The sequence below is a fragment of the Streptomyces sp. NPDC101132 genome (genome assembly GCF_044759225.1).
Classification (GTDB): Bacteria; Actinomycetota; Actinomycetes; order Streptomycetales; family Streptomycetaceae; genus Streptomyces.
Genome location: NZ_JBIVYX010000007.1, coordinates 261,320 through 273,782 on the forward strand (window position 1 = coordinate 261,320; position 12,463 = coordinate 273,782).

General features: G+C 73.2%; 13 protein-coding genes. 8 read left to right on the forward strand and 5 right to left on the reverse strand.

Features of this window, described 5'->3' with window-relative positions:
- Positions 1-47: 47 nt before the first annotated feature.
- Positions 48-290 (reverse strand): hypothetical protein, encoded by a 243-nt coding sequence (locus tag ACIQUR_RS18430; protein WP_403665243.1) that lies wholly within the window; start codon positions 288-290, stop codon positions 48-50.
- 118 nt (positions 291-408) lie between these two features.
- Positions 409-798, reverse strand: coding sequence for a hypothetical protein (locus ACIQUR_RS18435; protein ID WP_403665245.1), 390 nt, complete (start codon positions 796-798; stop codon positions 409-411).
- A 161-nt stretch (positions 799-959) separates the two neighbouring features.
- Between ACIQUR_RS18435 and ACIQUR_RS18440 the strand changes: the two genes are divergently transcribed.
- Positions 960-1,964: a helix-turn-helix domain-containing protein gene (locus tag ACIQUR_RS18440; RefSeq protein WP_403665247.1), complete on the forward strand. Its 1,005-nt coding sequence runs from the start codon at positions 960-962 to the stop codon at positions 1,962-1,964.
- 232 nt (positions 1,965-2,196) lie between these two features.
- On the opposite strand, the gene ACIQUR_RS18445 is transcribed toward ACIQUR_RS18440, so the two are convergent.
- Both ACIQUR_RS18445 and ACIQUR_RS18450 read right to left on the reverse strand, forming a co-directional pair.
- Positions 2,197-2,676, reverse strand: a complete 480-nt coding sequence (locus tag ACIQUR_RS18445; protein WP_403665249.1) for an SPW repeat protein — start codon at positions 2,674-2,676, stop codon at positions 2,197-2,199.
- A 131-nt stretch (positions 2,677-2,807) separates the two neighbouring features.
- Positions 2,808-3,440 (reverse strand): TetR/AcrR family transcriptional regulator, encoded by a 633-nt coding sequence (locus ACIQUR_RS18450; protein ID WP_403665251.1) that lies wholly within the window; start codon positions 3,438-3,440, stop codon positions 2,808-2,810.
- Between the two features lie 126 nt (positions 3,441-3,566).
- Between ACIQUR_RS18450 and ACIQUR_RS18455 the strand changes: the two genes are divergently transcribed.
- The 6 genes from ACIQUR_RS18455 to ACIQUR_RS18480 all read left to right on the forward strand — a co-directional run bounded on the left by ACIQUR_RS18455 (position 3,567) and on the right by ACIQUR_RS18480 (position 11,277).
- Positions 3,567-5,168: an APC family permease gene (locus ACIQUR_RS18455; RefSeq protein ID WP_403665253.1), complete on the forward strand. Its 1,602-nt coding sequence runs from the start codon at positions 3,567-3,569 to the stop codon at positions 5,166-5,168.
- Between the two features lie 373 nt (positions 5,169-5,541).
- Positions 5,542-6,948: a nucleobase:cation symporter-2 family protein gene (locus ACIQUR_RS18460; protein ID WP_403665255.1), complete on the forward strand. Its 1,407-nt coding sequence runs from the start codon at positions 5,542-5,544 to the stop codon at positions 6,946-6,948.
- 7 nt (positions 6,949-6,955) lie between these two features.
- Positions 6,956-7,666 carry a helix-turn-helix domain-containing protein gene (locus ACIQUR_RS18465; RefSeq protein ID WP_403665257.1) on the forward strand — a complete coding sequence of 237 codons (711 nt, stop codon included), beginning with the start codon at positions 6,956-6,958 and terminating at the stop codon, positions 7,664-7,666.
- Positions 7,667-7,976: 310 nt separating this feature from the next.
- Positions 7,977-9,443 (forward strand): APC family permease, encoded by a 1,467-nt coding sequence (locus ACIQUR_RS18470; protein WP_403665259.1) that lies wholly within the window; start codon positions 7,977-7,979, stop codon positions 9,441-9,443.
- Positions 9,440-9,880: a hypothetical protein gene (locus ACIQUR_RS18475; protein WP_403665261.1), complete on the forward strand. Its 441-nt coding sequence runs from the start codon at positions 9,440-9,442 to the stop codon at positions 9,878-9,880. The genes ACIQUR_RS18470 and ACIQUR_RS18475 overlap by 4 nt, the downstream gene beginning before the upstream one ends.
- An 80-nt stretch (positions 9,881-9,960) precedes the next feature.
- On the forward strand, positions 9,961-11,277 hold the full coding sequence (locus tag ACIQUR_RS18480; protein ID WP_403665560.1) for a dipeptidase: 1,317 nt from the start codon (positions 9,961-9,963) through the stop codon (positions 11,275-11,277).
- Positions 11,278-11,343: 66 nt separating this feature from the next.
- Here the strand turns inward: ACIQUR_RS18480 and ACIQUR_RS18485 are convergent, their stop codons facing one another.
- Positions 11,344-11,841, reverse strand: a complete 498-nt coding sequence (locus ACIQUR_RS18485; RefSeq protein ID WP_403665263.1) for a hypothetical protein — start codon at positions 11,839-11,841, stop codon at positions 11,344-11,346.
- A gap of 192 nt (positions 11,842-12,033) precedes the next feature.
- Between ACIQUR_RS18485 and ACIQUR_RS18490 the strand changes: the two genes are divergently transcribed.
- Positions 12,034-12,444 (forward strand): hypothetical protein, encoded by a 411-nt coding sequence (locus tag ACIQUR_RS18490; RefSeq protein WP_403665265.1) that lies wholly within the window; start codon positions 12,034-12,036, stop codon positions 12,442-12,444.
- The last annotated feature ends 19 nt before the right edge of the window (positions 12,445-12,463 follow it).

Sequence of the window (12,463 nt, forward strand, 5' to 3'; positions counted from 1 at the left end):
GGGCTGTCCGGTGGAGCGCGCCCCGCCGGCGGCGGCGCGCTCGGGGACTACTGCCAGCCCATGGTGTTCTTGGCGGACGTGGCGGCCGGGGCCTGCCAGCCCATGGTGTTCTTGGCGGACGTGGCGGCGGGGGCCTGCCAACCCATGGTGTTCGCAGCCGTCTTGGCCGTCGGGGACTGCCACCCCATCGTCTTCGTCGGGGCGGTGACCGCCGAGGCGGCGGCCGGGGCCGTCAGGACGAGGGCGGAGGCGGCGACCGCGGCGGCCAGAACGGTGTGGATGCGAAGCATGGGGAGTCCTCGGAGATGCGGTGGGAGGTGGTCGGGAGAGGCTGGTCCCGGTCTTCGAGCGCCCCGCGGTGGCGCTGTCCGTTTCCGGTCCCTGGCCGGTTGCCCCGGCCGCTGACCACTAGTTTTCGGATCCCCAGAGGTGGTCGGAAGGGCTTCGGGATGGACGGATCCGGCCCTGACCGGAACCGTCCCGGCCCTCGGCGGAAGCGGCCGCGAACTCCATCAGGGGAGCGATGAGCGGCACCTCCGCGCACAGCACGGTCCAGCCGCGCAGGGCGGCGAGCAGTTCGGTGCCGCGGCGGCCGACGGCGTGCGCGGCGCGCTCGGCCTCCGCGAGGGAGCCGGACAGCAGGAAGAAACCGAGCACGGGGTACGGGAGGGAGTCGGGATGGGCCACCACGTGCTCCACGCGCTCCTCGGGACGCGCCAAGGACCGGAGCAGGAGGGGGAGTTCGCGAGAGAGGGCCGCGCCGGGCGGCGGGCGCAGCGCGACGTGTACGAGATACATGCACCCAGGGTGTGAAATCCGGCATGCCGGGATCCAGGGGACAGGCTGGCCGGTTCCGGGCCTGTCCTAAAGAGGCCATCTTTCGGACCGTCAGCTTTTCGACCGCACCGTGCAGGTTCTGCGAAGATCACGCAGGACCGCGCAACACAGGGGGACCCGTCATGCTCACGACATTGGGATTGGACACCACCGCCGAGCTCGTCTACCGGGCGATGCTCCGGCTGCCACAGGCGGGCGTGGCCGCACTGGCCCAGGACTGCGGGATCACCGAGGACGCGGTCCGCTCCGCCCTCGACCAGCTCAGCGCGCTCGCCCTGGTCCGCCCCTCGCACACCGGCGACGGCAGCCTGAAGGCCGTCTCACCGGACGTGGGCATGGAGCTGCTCATGGTCCGCCAGCAGGCCGAGATCGCCGCACACCAGCAGCGCCTGGAGCAGTCCCGGGCCGCCGCCGCCCAGCTGATCGCCGAGTACGCCGACCTGCGCCCCGCCACCTCCAGCCCGGGCGTCGAGCACCTGCTGGGCCTCGACGAGATCCGCGAACGGCTGTCCCGGCTCACCCGCGAGGTGCGCCACGAGGTCATGACGCTGGCCCCCGGCGGCGCGCAGACCCCCGAGAACCTGGCCGCCTCCCGCCCGCTCGACGAGGAACTGCTGGCCCGCGGCGTGCGGATGCGGTCGATCTACCAGTCCAGCGTGCGCAACGACCGGCCCACGGTCGAGTACACCGACTGGCTCGCCGAGCGCGGCGGCGAGGTCCGCACCCTCACCACCCTGCCCACCCGGATGATCATCGTGGACCGGGCGACGGCGGTGATCCCGGTCAGCAGTGACGACACCGGCGCCGGCGCCGTCGTGCTGACCGGACAGGGCACGCTCAGCGCCCTGACCGCGCTCTTCGACGGCCTGTGGGAGTCGGCCGAGCCGCTCGGCGGCGCGCACCGGGCCGCCCCGGCCGACGAGGAGGAGCTCTCCCCGCAGCTCGACGCGGTGTTGCGGTTCCTCGCCGACGGGCACACCGACGACGCGATCGCGAAGCGGCTCGGCGTCTCCCCCCGCACCGCCCGCCGGCTGGCCACCGACCTGATGGAACGCCTGGGCGCCCGCAGCCGCTTCGAGGCCGGCGTGCGCGCCGTACAGCGCGGCTGGCTCCCCATGCCCCGCTAGACCGGGCGGCGCCCCGGACGCGCCACCACCCCCGTGCTCACCCCCACCCCGGCTCCCGCCCCGCCGCCGCCGGGTACTTCACCGGCTCGCCCGGTTACTTCACCGGCGCCCCCGCAAACGCCACCGGCTCCCCCGCCCTGTCGGGCGGGGGAGCCGGTGCTGTGCGGGCCACCTCCGCGTCCGCCGGGCCACCGGAGCCGTCCGGCGGTGCGGCGGGGGTCGGCGCCGAAGGTCAGACCATCGGATCCATGTTCGGTCCCGCGCCGCCCCGACGACGGGAACCCAGCCGCGAGCCGCCACCGGTCATGGCCGCACCGGCCATGGCCAGCCCCAGCAGCAGCGCGACGCCACCGGTGATGCAGTTGCTGACGATGCTGCGGGTGGTGTCCATCTCACCCACGATGACCCACGGCGCGAGAACGGTCCAGGCGCCGATGGCGACGGCCGCCCAGGCCATGGAATGGGTGCGCTCGTACGCGTTGCCGAAGCCGCCCATGATCAGACAGTAGGCCACACCGCAGATCAGGTTGTTCACCGCGAGTGCGGTGAGGTCGTTGAACCCGGCGATCCACGGCGAGGCCGCCAGGTAGACACCCGTGAGCAGCGCCAGCGTCTCGATGGCCTGGGCCCGGGGGGTGGTGGTCGCCCGCTCGAACCGAGAGCGCATCTCGGCGAGGTCGGGGTGTTGCTCAATGCTCGGATGGGTGGTCATGTCGGGCCGCCTCCCGCTGAAGCTTTATATGCCCTTTATCCCTTTTGTAACGCTCACCCGATTCCCCGGTCAAGCGGCTTCGGGCCCGGAATCACGGGAGTGCCGGAGCGACCGTCCGGACGCCAACCGGCCTAGCCGGCACAGACCCCCGGAAGGCCTGCCAGGATCAGCCGGAGCCCCAGGCCGAAACCCCGCGCGTCCAGGCCGGCCAGGCCCCCGGCGGCGGCCTCGGCGGCCCCGAGCGAGTCGGCCAGGGCCGGGAACCCGGGCCGGTACTCGGCCGGGGCGCGGGTGAAGCCGGCGGTGAAGGTCTCCAGGGCGGAGCCCAGGACGAGGTTGTCGATCGCTGCGGCGGCCTCGGCGGCCTCGGCGGGCCCACACCCGGCACCGGTCAGGGCGGCGAGCAGCGCGTCGTACCCCCGCAGGGCCTTGTCGGAGGAGACCCGGTGGCGGGCGACGAGCGGGATCATGTGCGGGTAGCGGAGGTAGACCTGCCGGTAGCCGTGGGCGTACGCGGCGATGCCGGCGGTTCCGCCGGGGTCGGCGAGCGGGCCCAGGTCGATCTCGTCGTTGATGAGCTCCGCGACCGCGTCGAGCAGGTCGTCCTTGGACTTCACGTGGTGGTAGAGCGAGGCGCCGCGCACGCCGAGCCGGTCGGCGATGGTGCGCATCTTGAGCGCCTCCACCCCCTGCTCGTCCAGCAGTTCCAGGGCCGCGCGGGCGATGATCGCCCGGCTCAGCAGGGTCTGGCTCGGCCGTGGCATGCGCGGCTCCTTCCCGTCCGGTTCCGGCAGATTACCTGTCAGGAACGCTTCACAAGCACGTGGTGCTGCGGCTACATTCACGCCACCCGTTTACCTAACGCGGTTAGATTTATGGATGGGGTGATCATGAGCGAGGGCATGGACCAGCCGGCCGACGCGGACGCGGCACGGCTGCGGGACCTCGGTTACAGCCAGGAGCTGCGGCGCAGCCTCGGCATCCTCGGCAACATCTCGATGGGCTTCGCGGTCGTGTCACCGGTGGTCGCCCTGTACGCCGTCTCGATGGTCGGCACGACGGTCGCCGGGCCGATGTGGGTGTGGGCGCTGCCGCTGGTGCTGGCCGGCCAGTGTCTGGTCGTCAACGTGTACGCCGAGCTGTCCGCGCAGTGGCCCCTGGCCGGCGGCCCGTACCAGTGGGGCCGGCGGCTGCTCGGGCCGGCCTTCGGCTGGCTGGGCGGCTGGGTCTGGCAGTTCGCGGTGATGTTCGGCAACACGACCGTCGCGTACCTCGCGGCCCCGTGGGTGTACGCCCTGTTCGGCGCGGTCCCGACACCGGGCGGCCTGGTCGCGGTGGCCCTCGGCATCCTGCTCGCGGGGATGCTGGTGAACGCGTACGGGATCACCATCCTGCGGCGCTTCATCTCGCTGGGCATCGCGGCCGAGGCGGTGGCCTCGGTGCTGGTCGGGCTCGCGCTGCTGCTGTTCTTCCGGGAGCACGGCTTCGCCCTGTTCACGAAGACGCTGGGGGCCGAGGCACTGTCCGGCGGCTCCACCGCGCTGGGCCTGCTCGCCGCGGTCGCCGTCGCCGGCTGGGCGTTCATCGGCTTCGACGCCTGCGTCTCCACCGCCGAGGAGACCAGGGACGCCGGGCGCCAGGTGCCGCGCGCCATGTGGTGGGCGCTGCTGAGCGTGGGCACCGTGGTGATCCTCAACGCCATGGCGGTGGCGCTCGCCCACCCGCGCCCCGCGGACGTGGTGGCCGGCCAGGACCTCGACCCGGTGACCACCGCGGTGGTGCACGCCTTCGGCGGCTGGTCCGACAAGCCCTTCGTGGTGGTCGTCCTGATCGGCTTCCTGGCCTGCGCGGTGGCCTCCCAGGGCGGCGCCGCGCGCGGCCTGTTCTCGCTGGCGCGGGACGGGGTGTTCCCCTTCTCGCGGCAGGTGCGCAGGGTCAACGGGCGTCAGGCGCCCCTCGGCGGCCTGGTCGCCTCGACCCTGATCAGCGGCTCGGCACTCGCGCTGGGCCTGAACGCCACCGCCATCGGCTCGCTGATCGCGTTCGGCACGGCGGCGACGTACCTGCCCTTCTTCCTGGTGTCGCTCGCGGCGTTCATCGCACGGGTGCGCGGCACGTGGGTGCCGTCCGGGCACATCCGGCAGGGCGCCCGGGGCACGGTGCTCAACGCGCTGGCCGTGCTGTGGACCGCCTTCGAGGTGGTCAACGTCTGCTGGCCGCGGGCGGTGCTGGCGCCGCCCGGCGCCCCCTGGTACCAGGTGTGGGCCGCCCTGCTGGGGACCGCGGTCGTACTGGGCAGCGGGCTCCTCTACCTGCTGGCCAGGCGGCCGCAGGACCGCCTGCGCGACGGTGCCGGCGGCCCGAATCCGGCCCCGGCGGAGGGCGCCGTGGAGGGCGCCGTGGAGGACACCACGGAGGAGGATGCGGCGCACACCGCGGACGAGGATGCGGCGCCGGCCGCCCCCGAGGGCGCCGGGCCCGCCGCCCGCTGACGGGACGTCAGCCTGCCGCAGCAGCCCCGCGCGTACGCCCGTACGCGCGGGGCCCTCCGCCGTGCCCGCACACGCCCTTGGGTGAACACACAATGGAATCGGCAGCACTGAGCCGTACTTTCCATCGATTCCCAAGTTACTTACGGGTTTTGCTTTCGGAACATTGCCCCGCAGCCTTGCGTACGAGTGGTTCCTTCCGCCAGGATCAGTGCCCGTCGGGCCGTGGAACGGCCCGTTCCGCCTCGGCTCCCGGCCGCGCACCGGCAATCCCCGTGCCATCGGCCGTCCCATGCCCGCCCCATCCGCGCGGCCGGCCGCACACCTGCCCTGAGGCCCCTTCCTTCTCATTCACCTACCCTCAGGCAAGGCAGAGATGGCTCCTTTGGCCGCGCGCCGCAGAAACTCCGCATCCGTCCACCCCGTCGACGAGGTGCTCCCCCTCCCCAAGCTGTCGCTCTACGGCTTCCAGCACGTCCTCGCGTTCTACGCCGGGGCGGTCCTCGTCCCGGTGCTCCTCGGCAACAGCCTCGGCCTGCCGCGCCACGAGCTCGTGTACCTGATCAACGCCGACCTGGTCACGGCCGGCATCGCCACCGTCATCCAGGCCTGGGGCTTCTGGCGGATCGGCGCCCGGCTGCCGCTGGTCCAGGGCGCCACGTTCACGGCCGTCTCCCCGATGATCGCCATCGGCCAGGGCGCGGGCGGCGGCACCGCCGGACTGCTGGTCGTCTACGGCGCGGTGATCACGGCCGGCGTGGCGACCTTCCTGCTCGCCCCGTTCGCCGGCCGGTTGGCCGCGTACTTCCCGCCGATCGTCACCGGCACCCTGCTGACCGTCATCGGCGTCACGCTGATCCCGGTCGCGCTCCAGGACGTCGGCGGCGGCGCCGGGCTCATCGGGGGTCCGGGTTACGGCGACCCGGTCCACCTCGCCTACGCCGGCGGCACGTTGGCCTTCATCCTGCTCGTCACCCGGTTCGGGCCGCCCGCGCTGCGGAGCGTGGCCGTGCTGCTGGGCCTGGTGGGCGGCACCACCGTCGCCTGGCTGTGCGGCGACGCCGACCTCGGCGCCGTGGACCAGGCGGAGTGGTTCGGCGTCAGCACCCCCTTCCACTACGGGATGCCGCAGTTCTCGCTCTTCCCGATGCTGGCGATGGTGGTGGTCATGATGATCACCATGGTGGAGACCACCGGGGACGTGTACGCCATGGGCGAGATCACCGGCCGCCACGTCGACGGCGAGACGGTCGGCCGCGCACTGCGCGCCGACGGCGTCGCGACCGTACTCGGCGGGGTCTTCAACTCCTTCCCGTACGTGGCCTTCGCGGAGAACATCGGCCTGGTCCGGATCTCCCGGGTCACCAGCAGGTTCGTCGTGGTCGCGGCCGGCCTGTTCATGATCGCGCTCGGGCTGGTGCCCAAGGCGGGAGCCGTCGTGGCCTCCGTCCCGCACCCGGTGCTCGGCGGCGCGGCCGTCGCGATGTTCGGCATGGTCGCCACCGTCGGCATCCAGATCCTGGGCAGGGCGGACCTGAAGGAGGAGCGCAACGCGCTGATCCTGGCCGTCAGCCTCGGAGCGGCGATGCTGCCGACCGTGGTCGGGCCCTTCTTCGAGCGGATGCCCACCGAGATACGGGCCGTGCTGGGCAGCGGGATCACCCTCGGCAGCCTCAGCGCCGTCCTGCTCAACCTCTTCTTCCACCGCCGGGCCGACCGCGGGTCGGGCGAGGAGATCGACTGGGACGCACTGACGGAGGCGGACACGCCCGCGGGACGGTGACCGGCCCGTGTCCCCGCACCCGAACCCCTCGCCGCACCCGCCCTTCTCGCCCGCCGAGGCCCGCGCCGCGCGCGAGCGCATCGGCCTGACGCCGCACCAGGTGGCTTTGCACATGGCCCAGTTGGGCCTGGACCGCGACTCCGGGGCGGTCCTCGCCTGGGAGTCGGGGACGGCCGCCCCCAGCGAGCCGGAGCTGTTCGCCCTCGCGGACGCCCTGTGGTGCCCGGTCGCGGTCCTGATGGCCCGCCGGCCCGTCACCCTCCGGGAGCACCGGCTGGCCCGGCAGTTCACACCGGACCGCCTGGCGCTGCGCATCGGGATGGCGCCGGAGACGTACGCCCTGGCCGAGCGGGAGCACCGCTGGTCCGGCGACGACCGCCAGACCCTGCTGCTGGCGGACGCGCTGGGCATGGGCCCGGAGGAGGTACGGGCCCTGGTCGCCCGCACCTCCGAACTCGACCGGCTGCTGCGCCAGGCCGTCGAGGGCCGCTGGAAGCAGTACGTCGACCCGCTCGCCCGGCTCGCGGCGGCCGACCGGGCCGGGGTCGGCCGTGCCCTGCGCACGCTGCACCAGGAGTACGCCCGGTTCAACGAGCGGTACCTCGGGCACCTGGTGGCCCGGAGCGGCGACGAGCGGCTGCGCGAGGTCGCGGCCGACCGGGCCGCCTGGCTCCGCGCCCTCCCGGACCGCTTCCGCCACCTGGCCGGCGGGGCCTGACCCGAAGGCCGCCCCGGCCGACGGCGGGGCGGCGGCGGCCCGTACCGAGGCGGCCGGCCGGGACCCGCAGGGCGGGCCCCACACCGCGCCCCATCGGACCGGTACATCCGGCCGGTGGGGCGACGGCGGTACTCGCGGCGACCGGCAGCGGCAGCCGCCCGGCGCCGGCCACGCGGGTGTCCAGCCTCTCGCGTCCCCGGAGGACCGGCATCTCCGCGGCCGGGTGTCACCCGAACGGCCCCACCCGCCCTGCGGGTCGCCGTGCCGCGCCCGAGCCTGGTGCCCTGCCACCACACCACAGGGAGGGCACATGGCATCGATGGACGTCCCGGCCGAACTGCCGAAACGGGAGGCGGTACGGACCACCGCCCCGCCCACGCTCACCTGGGTGACGCTGGCGCTGATGACGACCGCTTCGGTGGCCAGCCTGCGCGCCGCGCCGACCATGGCCGTGTACGGCCTGGCCTGCGTGTTCCTCTACCTGCTGCCGGCGGTCGTCTTCCTGCTGCCGACCGCGCTGGTCTCGGCCGAGCTGGCGTCCGGCTGGTCGGGCGGCGTCTACCGCTGGGTGGCCGAGGGGCTCTCGAAGCCGCTGGGCTTCCTCGCCGTGTGGTGCCAGTTCGCGATGACGATCTTCTACTACCCGAGCCTGCTGGCCTTCGTGGCGTCGACCATCGCGTACGTCATCGACCCCTCGCTGGCGTCGAACGGCGTGTACACCGCGATCGTGATCATGGTCCTGTACTGGACCGGTGTCTGGGTCTCCTCCCGCGGCACCAAGGCCCTGGCGGGCCTGTCCAGTTGGGGCCTGATCATCGGCACGCTCATCCCGGGCACGCTCCTGGTCGTCCTCGGCATGGTCTTCCTCGGCCAGGGCAACCCCTCGGCCGCGCCCATGAACAGCAGCCACCTGCTCCCCCAGTGGACCGGTCTGGCGAGCCTGGTGCTGATCGTCAACAACTTCCTGTCGTACTCCGGCATGGAGATGAACGCCGTGCACGTCTCCTCGCTGAAGGACCCGGCGAAGGAGTACCCGAAGTCGATGTTCCTGGCGATGGGCCTGGTGCTGCTCATCTTCATCCTGCCGGCGCTCGCCATCAGCTGGGTCGTCCCCGCCGACCAGCTCAGCCTCACGGCCGGCGTGATGCAGGCCTTCGACGCCTTCTTCTCGTACTTCGGCATCGGCTGGATGACGCCGATCGCGGCCGTCATGCTGATCTCCGCCTCGCTCGGCGGCATGCTGACCTGGCTGGCCGGCCCGTCCAAGGGCCTGCTGGAGATCTCCCGCAGCGAGGGCTACCTCCCGCCGTTCCTGCAGAAGCTCAACAAGTACGGCATCCAGCAGAACATCCTGGTCACCCAGGGCATCGTGACCTCGGTGATCGCGCTCGGGTACGCGCTGATCCCGAACGTCTCCAGCGTCTACTGGATCTTCTCGACCATCACCACGCAGGTGTACCTCATCGTCTACCTGCTGATGTTCGCCGCGGCCATGCGCCTGCGGAAGACCCAGCCCGACCACCCCCGCGGCTACCGCGTCCCGGCGCTCGGCCTGGTGTGCGTGGTGGGCCTGCTCTCCTCCCTCGCGGCCCTCGCGATCGGCTTCGTACCGCCCTCGCAGTTCGGCGGCAGCAGCGTGCTCCAGTACGTCGTCATCGTCGGCGGCGGCCTGGCCCTGCTGGGCCTCCTCATCCCGTACGCCTTCCTGAAGCTGCGCAAGCCCGGCTGGCGCACCGCGGAGGCCGGGTCCGCCGACACCACGGGAGGCGCGTCATGAGCCCCACCCGGTTCGCCTCGGAGCACCGGTGGCTCTACATCGGGGCCATCGTGATCCTGGTCGGCCTGGTCGTCACCGGCCTGATCCGGTACAGCAGCGTCCGGCAGACCAACGAGACGGCGAAGAAGGCCAACCAGCTCCGCGAGGAGCTGACCGCGGCCGGCTACCCGGCCCCCGACCAGGAGACCACCGAGCGCCTCCTCGGCACCGACGGCGGCCCGGTCTGCGAGGACCCGGGCAACGCCCTGAAGCAGGCGCTGTACCAGCTCCAGCAGCTCTCCAACGGCGCGACCGGGCCCGGCATGCGGCCGGTCATCGCCGACTCCAAGGCCGTCGGCGTGGAGCGGATCGTCCTCCAGGTCTACTGCCCCGACCAGGTCGACGACTTCGACGAGGCGGTCGAGGACCTGAAGACCGACGACACGGTGAAGAGGTGACGCAGCAGATGGACCCGCAGTCCGCCCCGTCCCGCCGGCCCGCCGGCGACGACGGCCTCGCCGCGAGGATCGCCGCCCTGATGCCGCGCGCCCGGGAGGACCTCGCCGAGCTCGTGGCCATCCCCTCGGTCGCCGACCCCCGCCAGTACCCGCCCGAGGAGTGCCGGCGGGCCGCCCAGTGGGTGGCGGACGCCTTCGCGGAGGCCGGCCTGGAGGACGTACGGCTGGCCGAGACCCCCGACGGCAGCCACGCCGTCATCGGCCACCGCCCGCCCCCGCCCGGCGCCCCGACCGTGCTGCTGTACTGCCACTACGACGTCCAGCCGCCCCTCGACGACGATGCCTGGACCACCCCGCCCTTCACGCTCACCGAACGCCCCGACGGCCGGTGGTACGGGCGCGGCACCGCCGACTGCAAGGGCAACGTCGTCATGCACCTCACCGCCCTGCGCGCGCTCGGCGACGACATCCCCGTGGGCCTGAAGTTCGTCGCCGAGGGCTCCGAGGAACAGGGCACCGGCGGGCTGGAACAGTACGTCGTCCGGCACCCGGAGGAGTTCCGCGCCGACGCCCTCCTGGTGTGCGACACCGGCAACGCGGAGGTCGGCACCGGCACCGCGACCATCACCCTGCGCGGCCTGGCCAACCTGGTCGTCACCGTCGACACCCTGCGCGGCGAGATCCACTCCGGCATGTTCGGCGGGCCGGCCCCGGACGCCCTGGCGGCCCTGATCCAGATGCTGTCCACGCTGCGCGACCCGGCGACCGGCGCCACCCGGATCGACGGGCTCGACTGCGAGGGCACGTGGGACGGCGTCGGCTACGAGGAGGAGACGTTCCGCGCCGATGCCGGTGTCCTGGACGGCGTACGGCTGACCGGCACCGGGACCGTCGCGGACCGGCTCTGGGCGCGCCCCGCGGTCACCGTCCTCGGCATCGACTGCCCGCCGGTGGTCGGTTCCGCGGCCGCCGTCCCGGCCACCGCACGGGCCCGGGTCAGCCTGCGCGTCCCGCCGGGGACCGATCCGGAGACCGCGCGCGAGGCACTCACGAAGCACCTGACGGACGCGGCCCCGTGGGGTGCGCGGGTCACCGTCGAGACCGAGGGCACCGGTTCGCCGTTCCGCGCCGCCACCGACGGCCCGGCGTACGCGGCGCTGGGGTCGGCGATGCGGGAGGTGTACGGCAAGGAGCTGGCCTTCCTGGGCCAGGGCGGCTCGATCCCGCTGTGCAACGTCTTCGCCGCGACGTACCCGGAGGCGGAGATCGTCCTCATGGGCGTGGAGGAGCCGCGCTGCCTGATCCACGCCCCGAACGAGAGCGTGGACCCCACCGAGATCCAGCACATGGCACACGTGGAGGCCCTGTTCCTCCGGACCTTCGCGCAGCACCGCTGACGCCCTCGCCGCACGGCTCCGCCCCGGCCCCCTGAGGGGGCCGGGGCGGAGGGCGTGCCGCTGTGCTCAGTACCGCAGGGCGTTCTCGACCTCGGCCGTCACCTGACCGTCCAGCTTCCGGTGGCTCTGCGCGGTCCCCTCCCCCGTCTTCCCCGCGGCCACGTCGTCGACCGTCACCACGACGGTGTCGAGGAGCTTCCCGCTCCCGTCCTTGAACACGACCTGCACGCCGAAGGACTTGGCCGAGTCGGCCGTGTTCCGCACGGTCACCTTCACGGTGGTCCGCCCGTCCGGGTCGGTGGCGGCGGAACCGAGCGTCACGTCCCCCTTGGCGTCCACGCCGTCCTTGATCTCTTCCAGCTTCTTCCCGGCCTCGGCCGTGGCCGACGCGAGCACGTCGCCCGCCTCACTCGCCAGGGAGGAGCCGACGGAGGACAAGGCGGACGCCGCCTTGCTCGCCGCGTCGGAAGGCCCGCCGGAGTCGTCCGAGCACCCGGCCACACCCCCCAGCAGCACCCCTGCCACACCCGCGCCCGCCACCGCCCGCTTCCACCGCACCACCATGCCGCCTCCGTTCGCGCGTACCCGTCGGCCCGCCTGACCAGGGCCCGCCCTCCAGGCAACCCCGCGCCGCCACCCCCGGCGACCGGACCGACCCGGCCGGGTGACGTGCGCCACACCGTGTCACAACGGGACGTGCCGCGCCGTCCCGTATCCGACCCCGTACGACGCCACGCACCGGAAGCCGAGGACCCGATGGCCACGCACCCGCCGACCACCCGGATCGCGCCCCCGACCACCGCCCGTACCGCCACGCTCCTGAAGACCACCGCGGCGCTGCAGACCCTCACCCTCTTCTTCCAGGCCGCCACGGCCGGAGCCCTGCTCACCTCCTCCACCGCCCACGAGCTGCACCACATCGGCTCCCGCGTGATGTACGGCGCGTCGATGCTCCACCTCCTGGCGACGGTCCTGGCCTGGCGCCCCGGCGGCGCCTCCCCCCGCCCGGTCCTCCACGCCACCCTCTTCCTCGCCCTGGCCACCGCCCAGGTCGTCCTGGGCATAGCCCACGTCCCCTCCCTCCACGTCCCCCTGGGCGTCCTCCTCTTCGCCCTCAGCACCCTCACCCTCGCCCACCGCCTCCGCCCGGCACGCGGACACGGCTGACCGGGCCGGGCCGGGCCCG

Coding starts and splice junctions, on each gene's coding strand:
- ACIQUR_RS18430 (WP_403665243.1), bottom strand. CDS start 290: ATGCTTCGCATCCACACCGTTCTGGCCGCCGCGGTCGCCGCCTCCGCC.
- ACIQUR_RS18435 (WP_403665245.1), bottom strand. CDS start 798: ATGTATCTCGTACACGTCGCGCTGCGCCCGCCGCCCGGCGCGGCCCTC.
- ACIQUR_RS18455 (WP_403665253.1), top strand. CDS start 3,567: ATGAGCGAGGGCATGGACCAGCCGGCCGACGCGGACGCGGCACGGCTG.
- ACIQUR_RS18470 (WP_403665259.1), top strand. CDS start 7,977: ATGGCATCGATGGACGTCCCGGCCGAACTGCCGAAACGGGAGGCGGTA.
- ACIQUR_RS18460 (WP_403665255.1), top strand. CDS start 5,542: ATGGCTCCTTTGGCCGCGCGCCGCAGAAACTCCGCATCCGTCCACCCC.
- ACIQUR_RS18485 (WP_403665263.1), bottom strand. CDS start 11,841: ATGGTGGTGCGGTGGAAGCGGGCGGTGGCGGGCGCGGGTGTGGCAGGG.
- ACIQUR_RS18475 (WP_403665261.1), top strand. CDS start 9,440: ATGAGCCCCACCCGGTTCGCCTCGGAGCACCGGTGGCTCTACATCGGG.
- ACIQUR_RS18440 (WP_403665247.1), top strand. CDS start 960: ATGCTCACGACATTGGGATTGGACACCACCGCCGAGCTCGTCTACCGG.
- ACIQUR_RS18445 (WP_403665249.1), bottom strand. CDS start 2,676: ATGACCACCCATCCGAGCATTGAGCAACACCCCGACCTCGCCGAGATG.
- ACIQUR_RS18490 (WP_403665265.1), top strand. CDS start 12,034: ATGGCCACGCACCCGCCGACCACCCGGATCGCGCCCCCGACCACCGCC.
- ACIQUR_RS18480 (WP_403665560.1), top strand. CDS start 9,961: ATGCCGCGCGCCCGGGAGGACCTCGCCGAGCTCGTGGCCATCCCCTCG.
- ACIQUR_RS18450 (WP_403665251.1), bottom strand. CDS start 3,440: ATGCCACGGCCGAGCCAGACCCTGCTGAGCCGGGCGATCATCGCCCGC.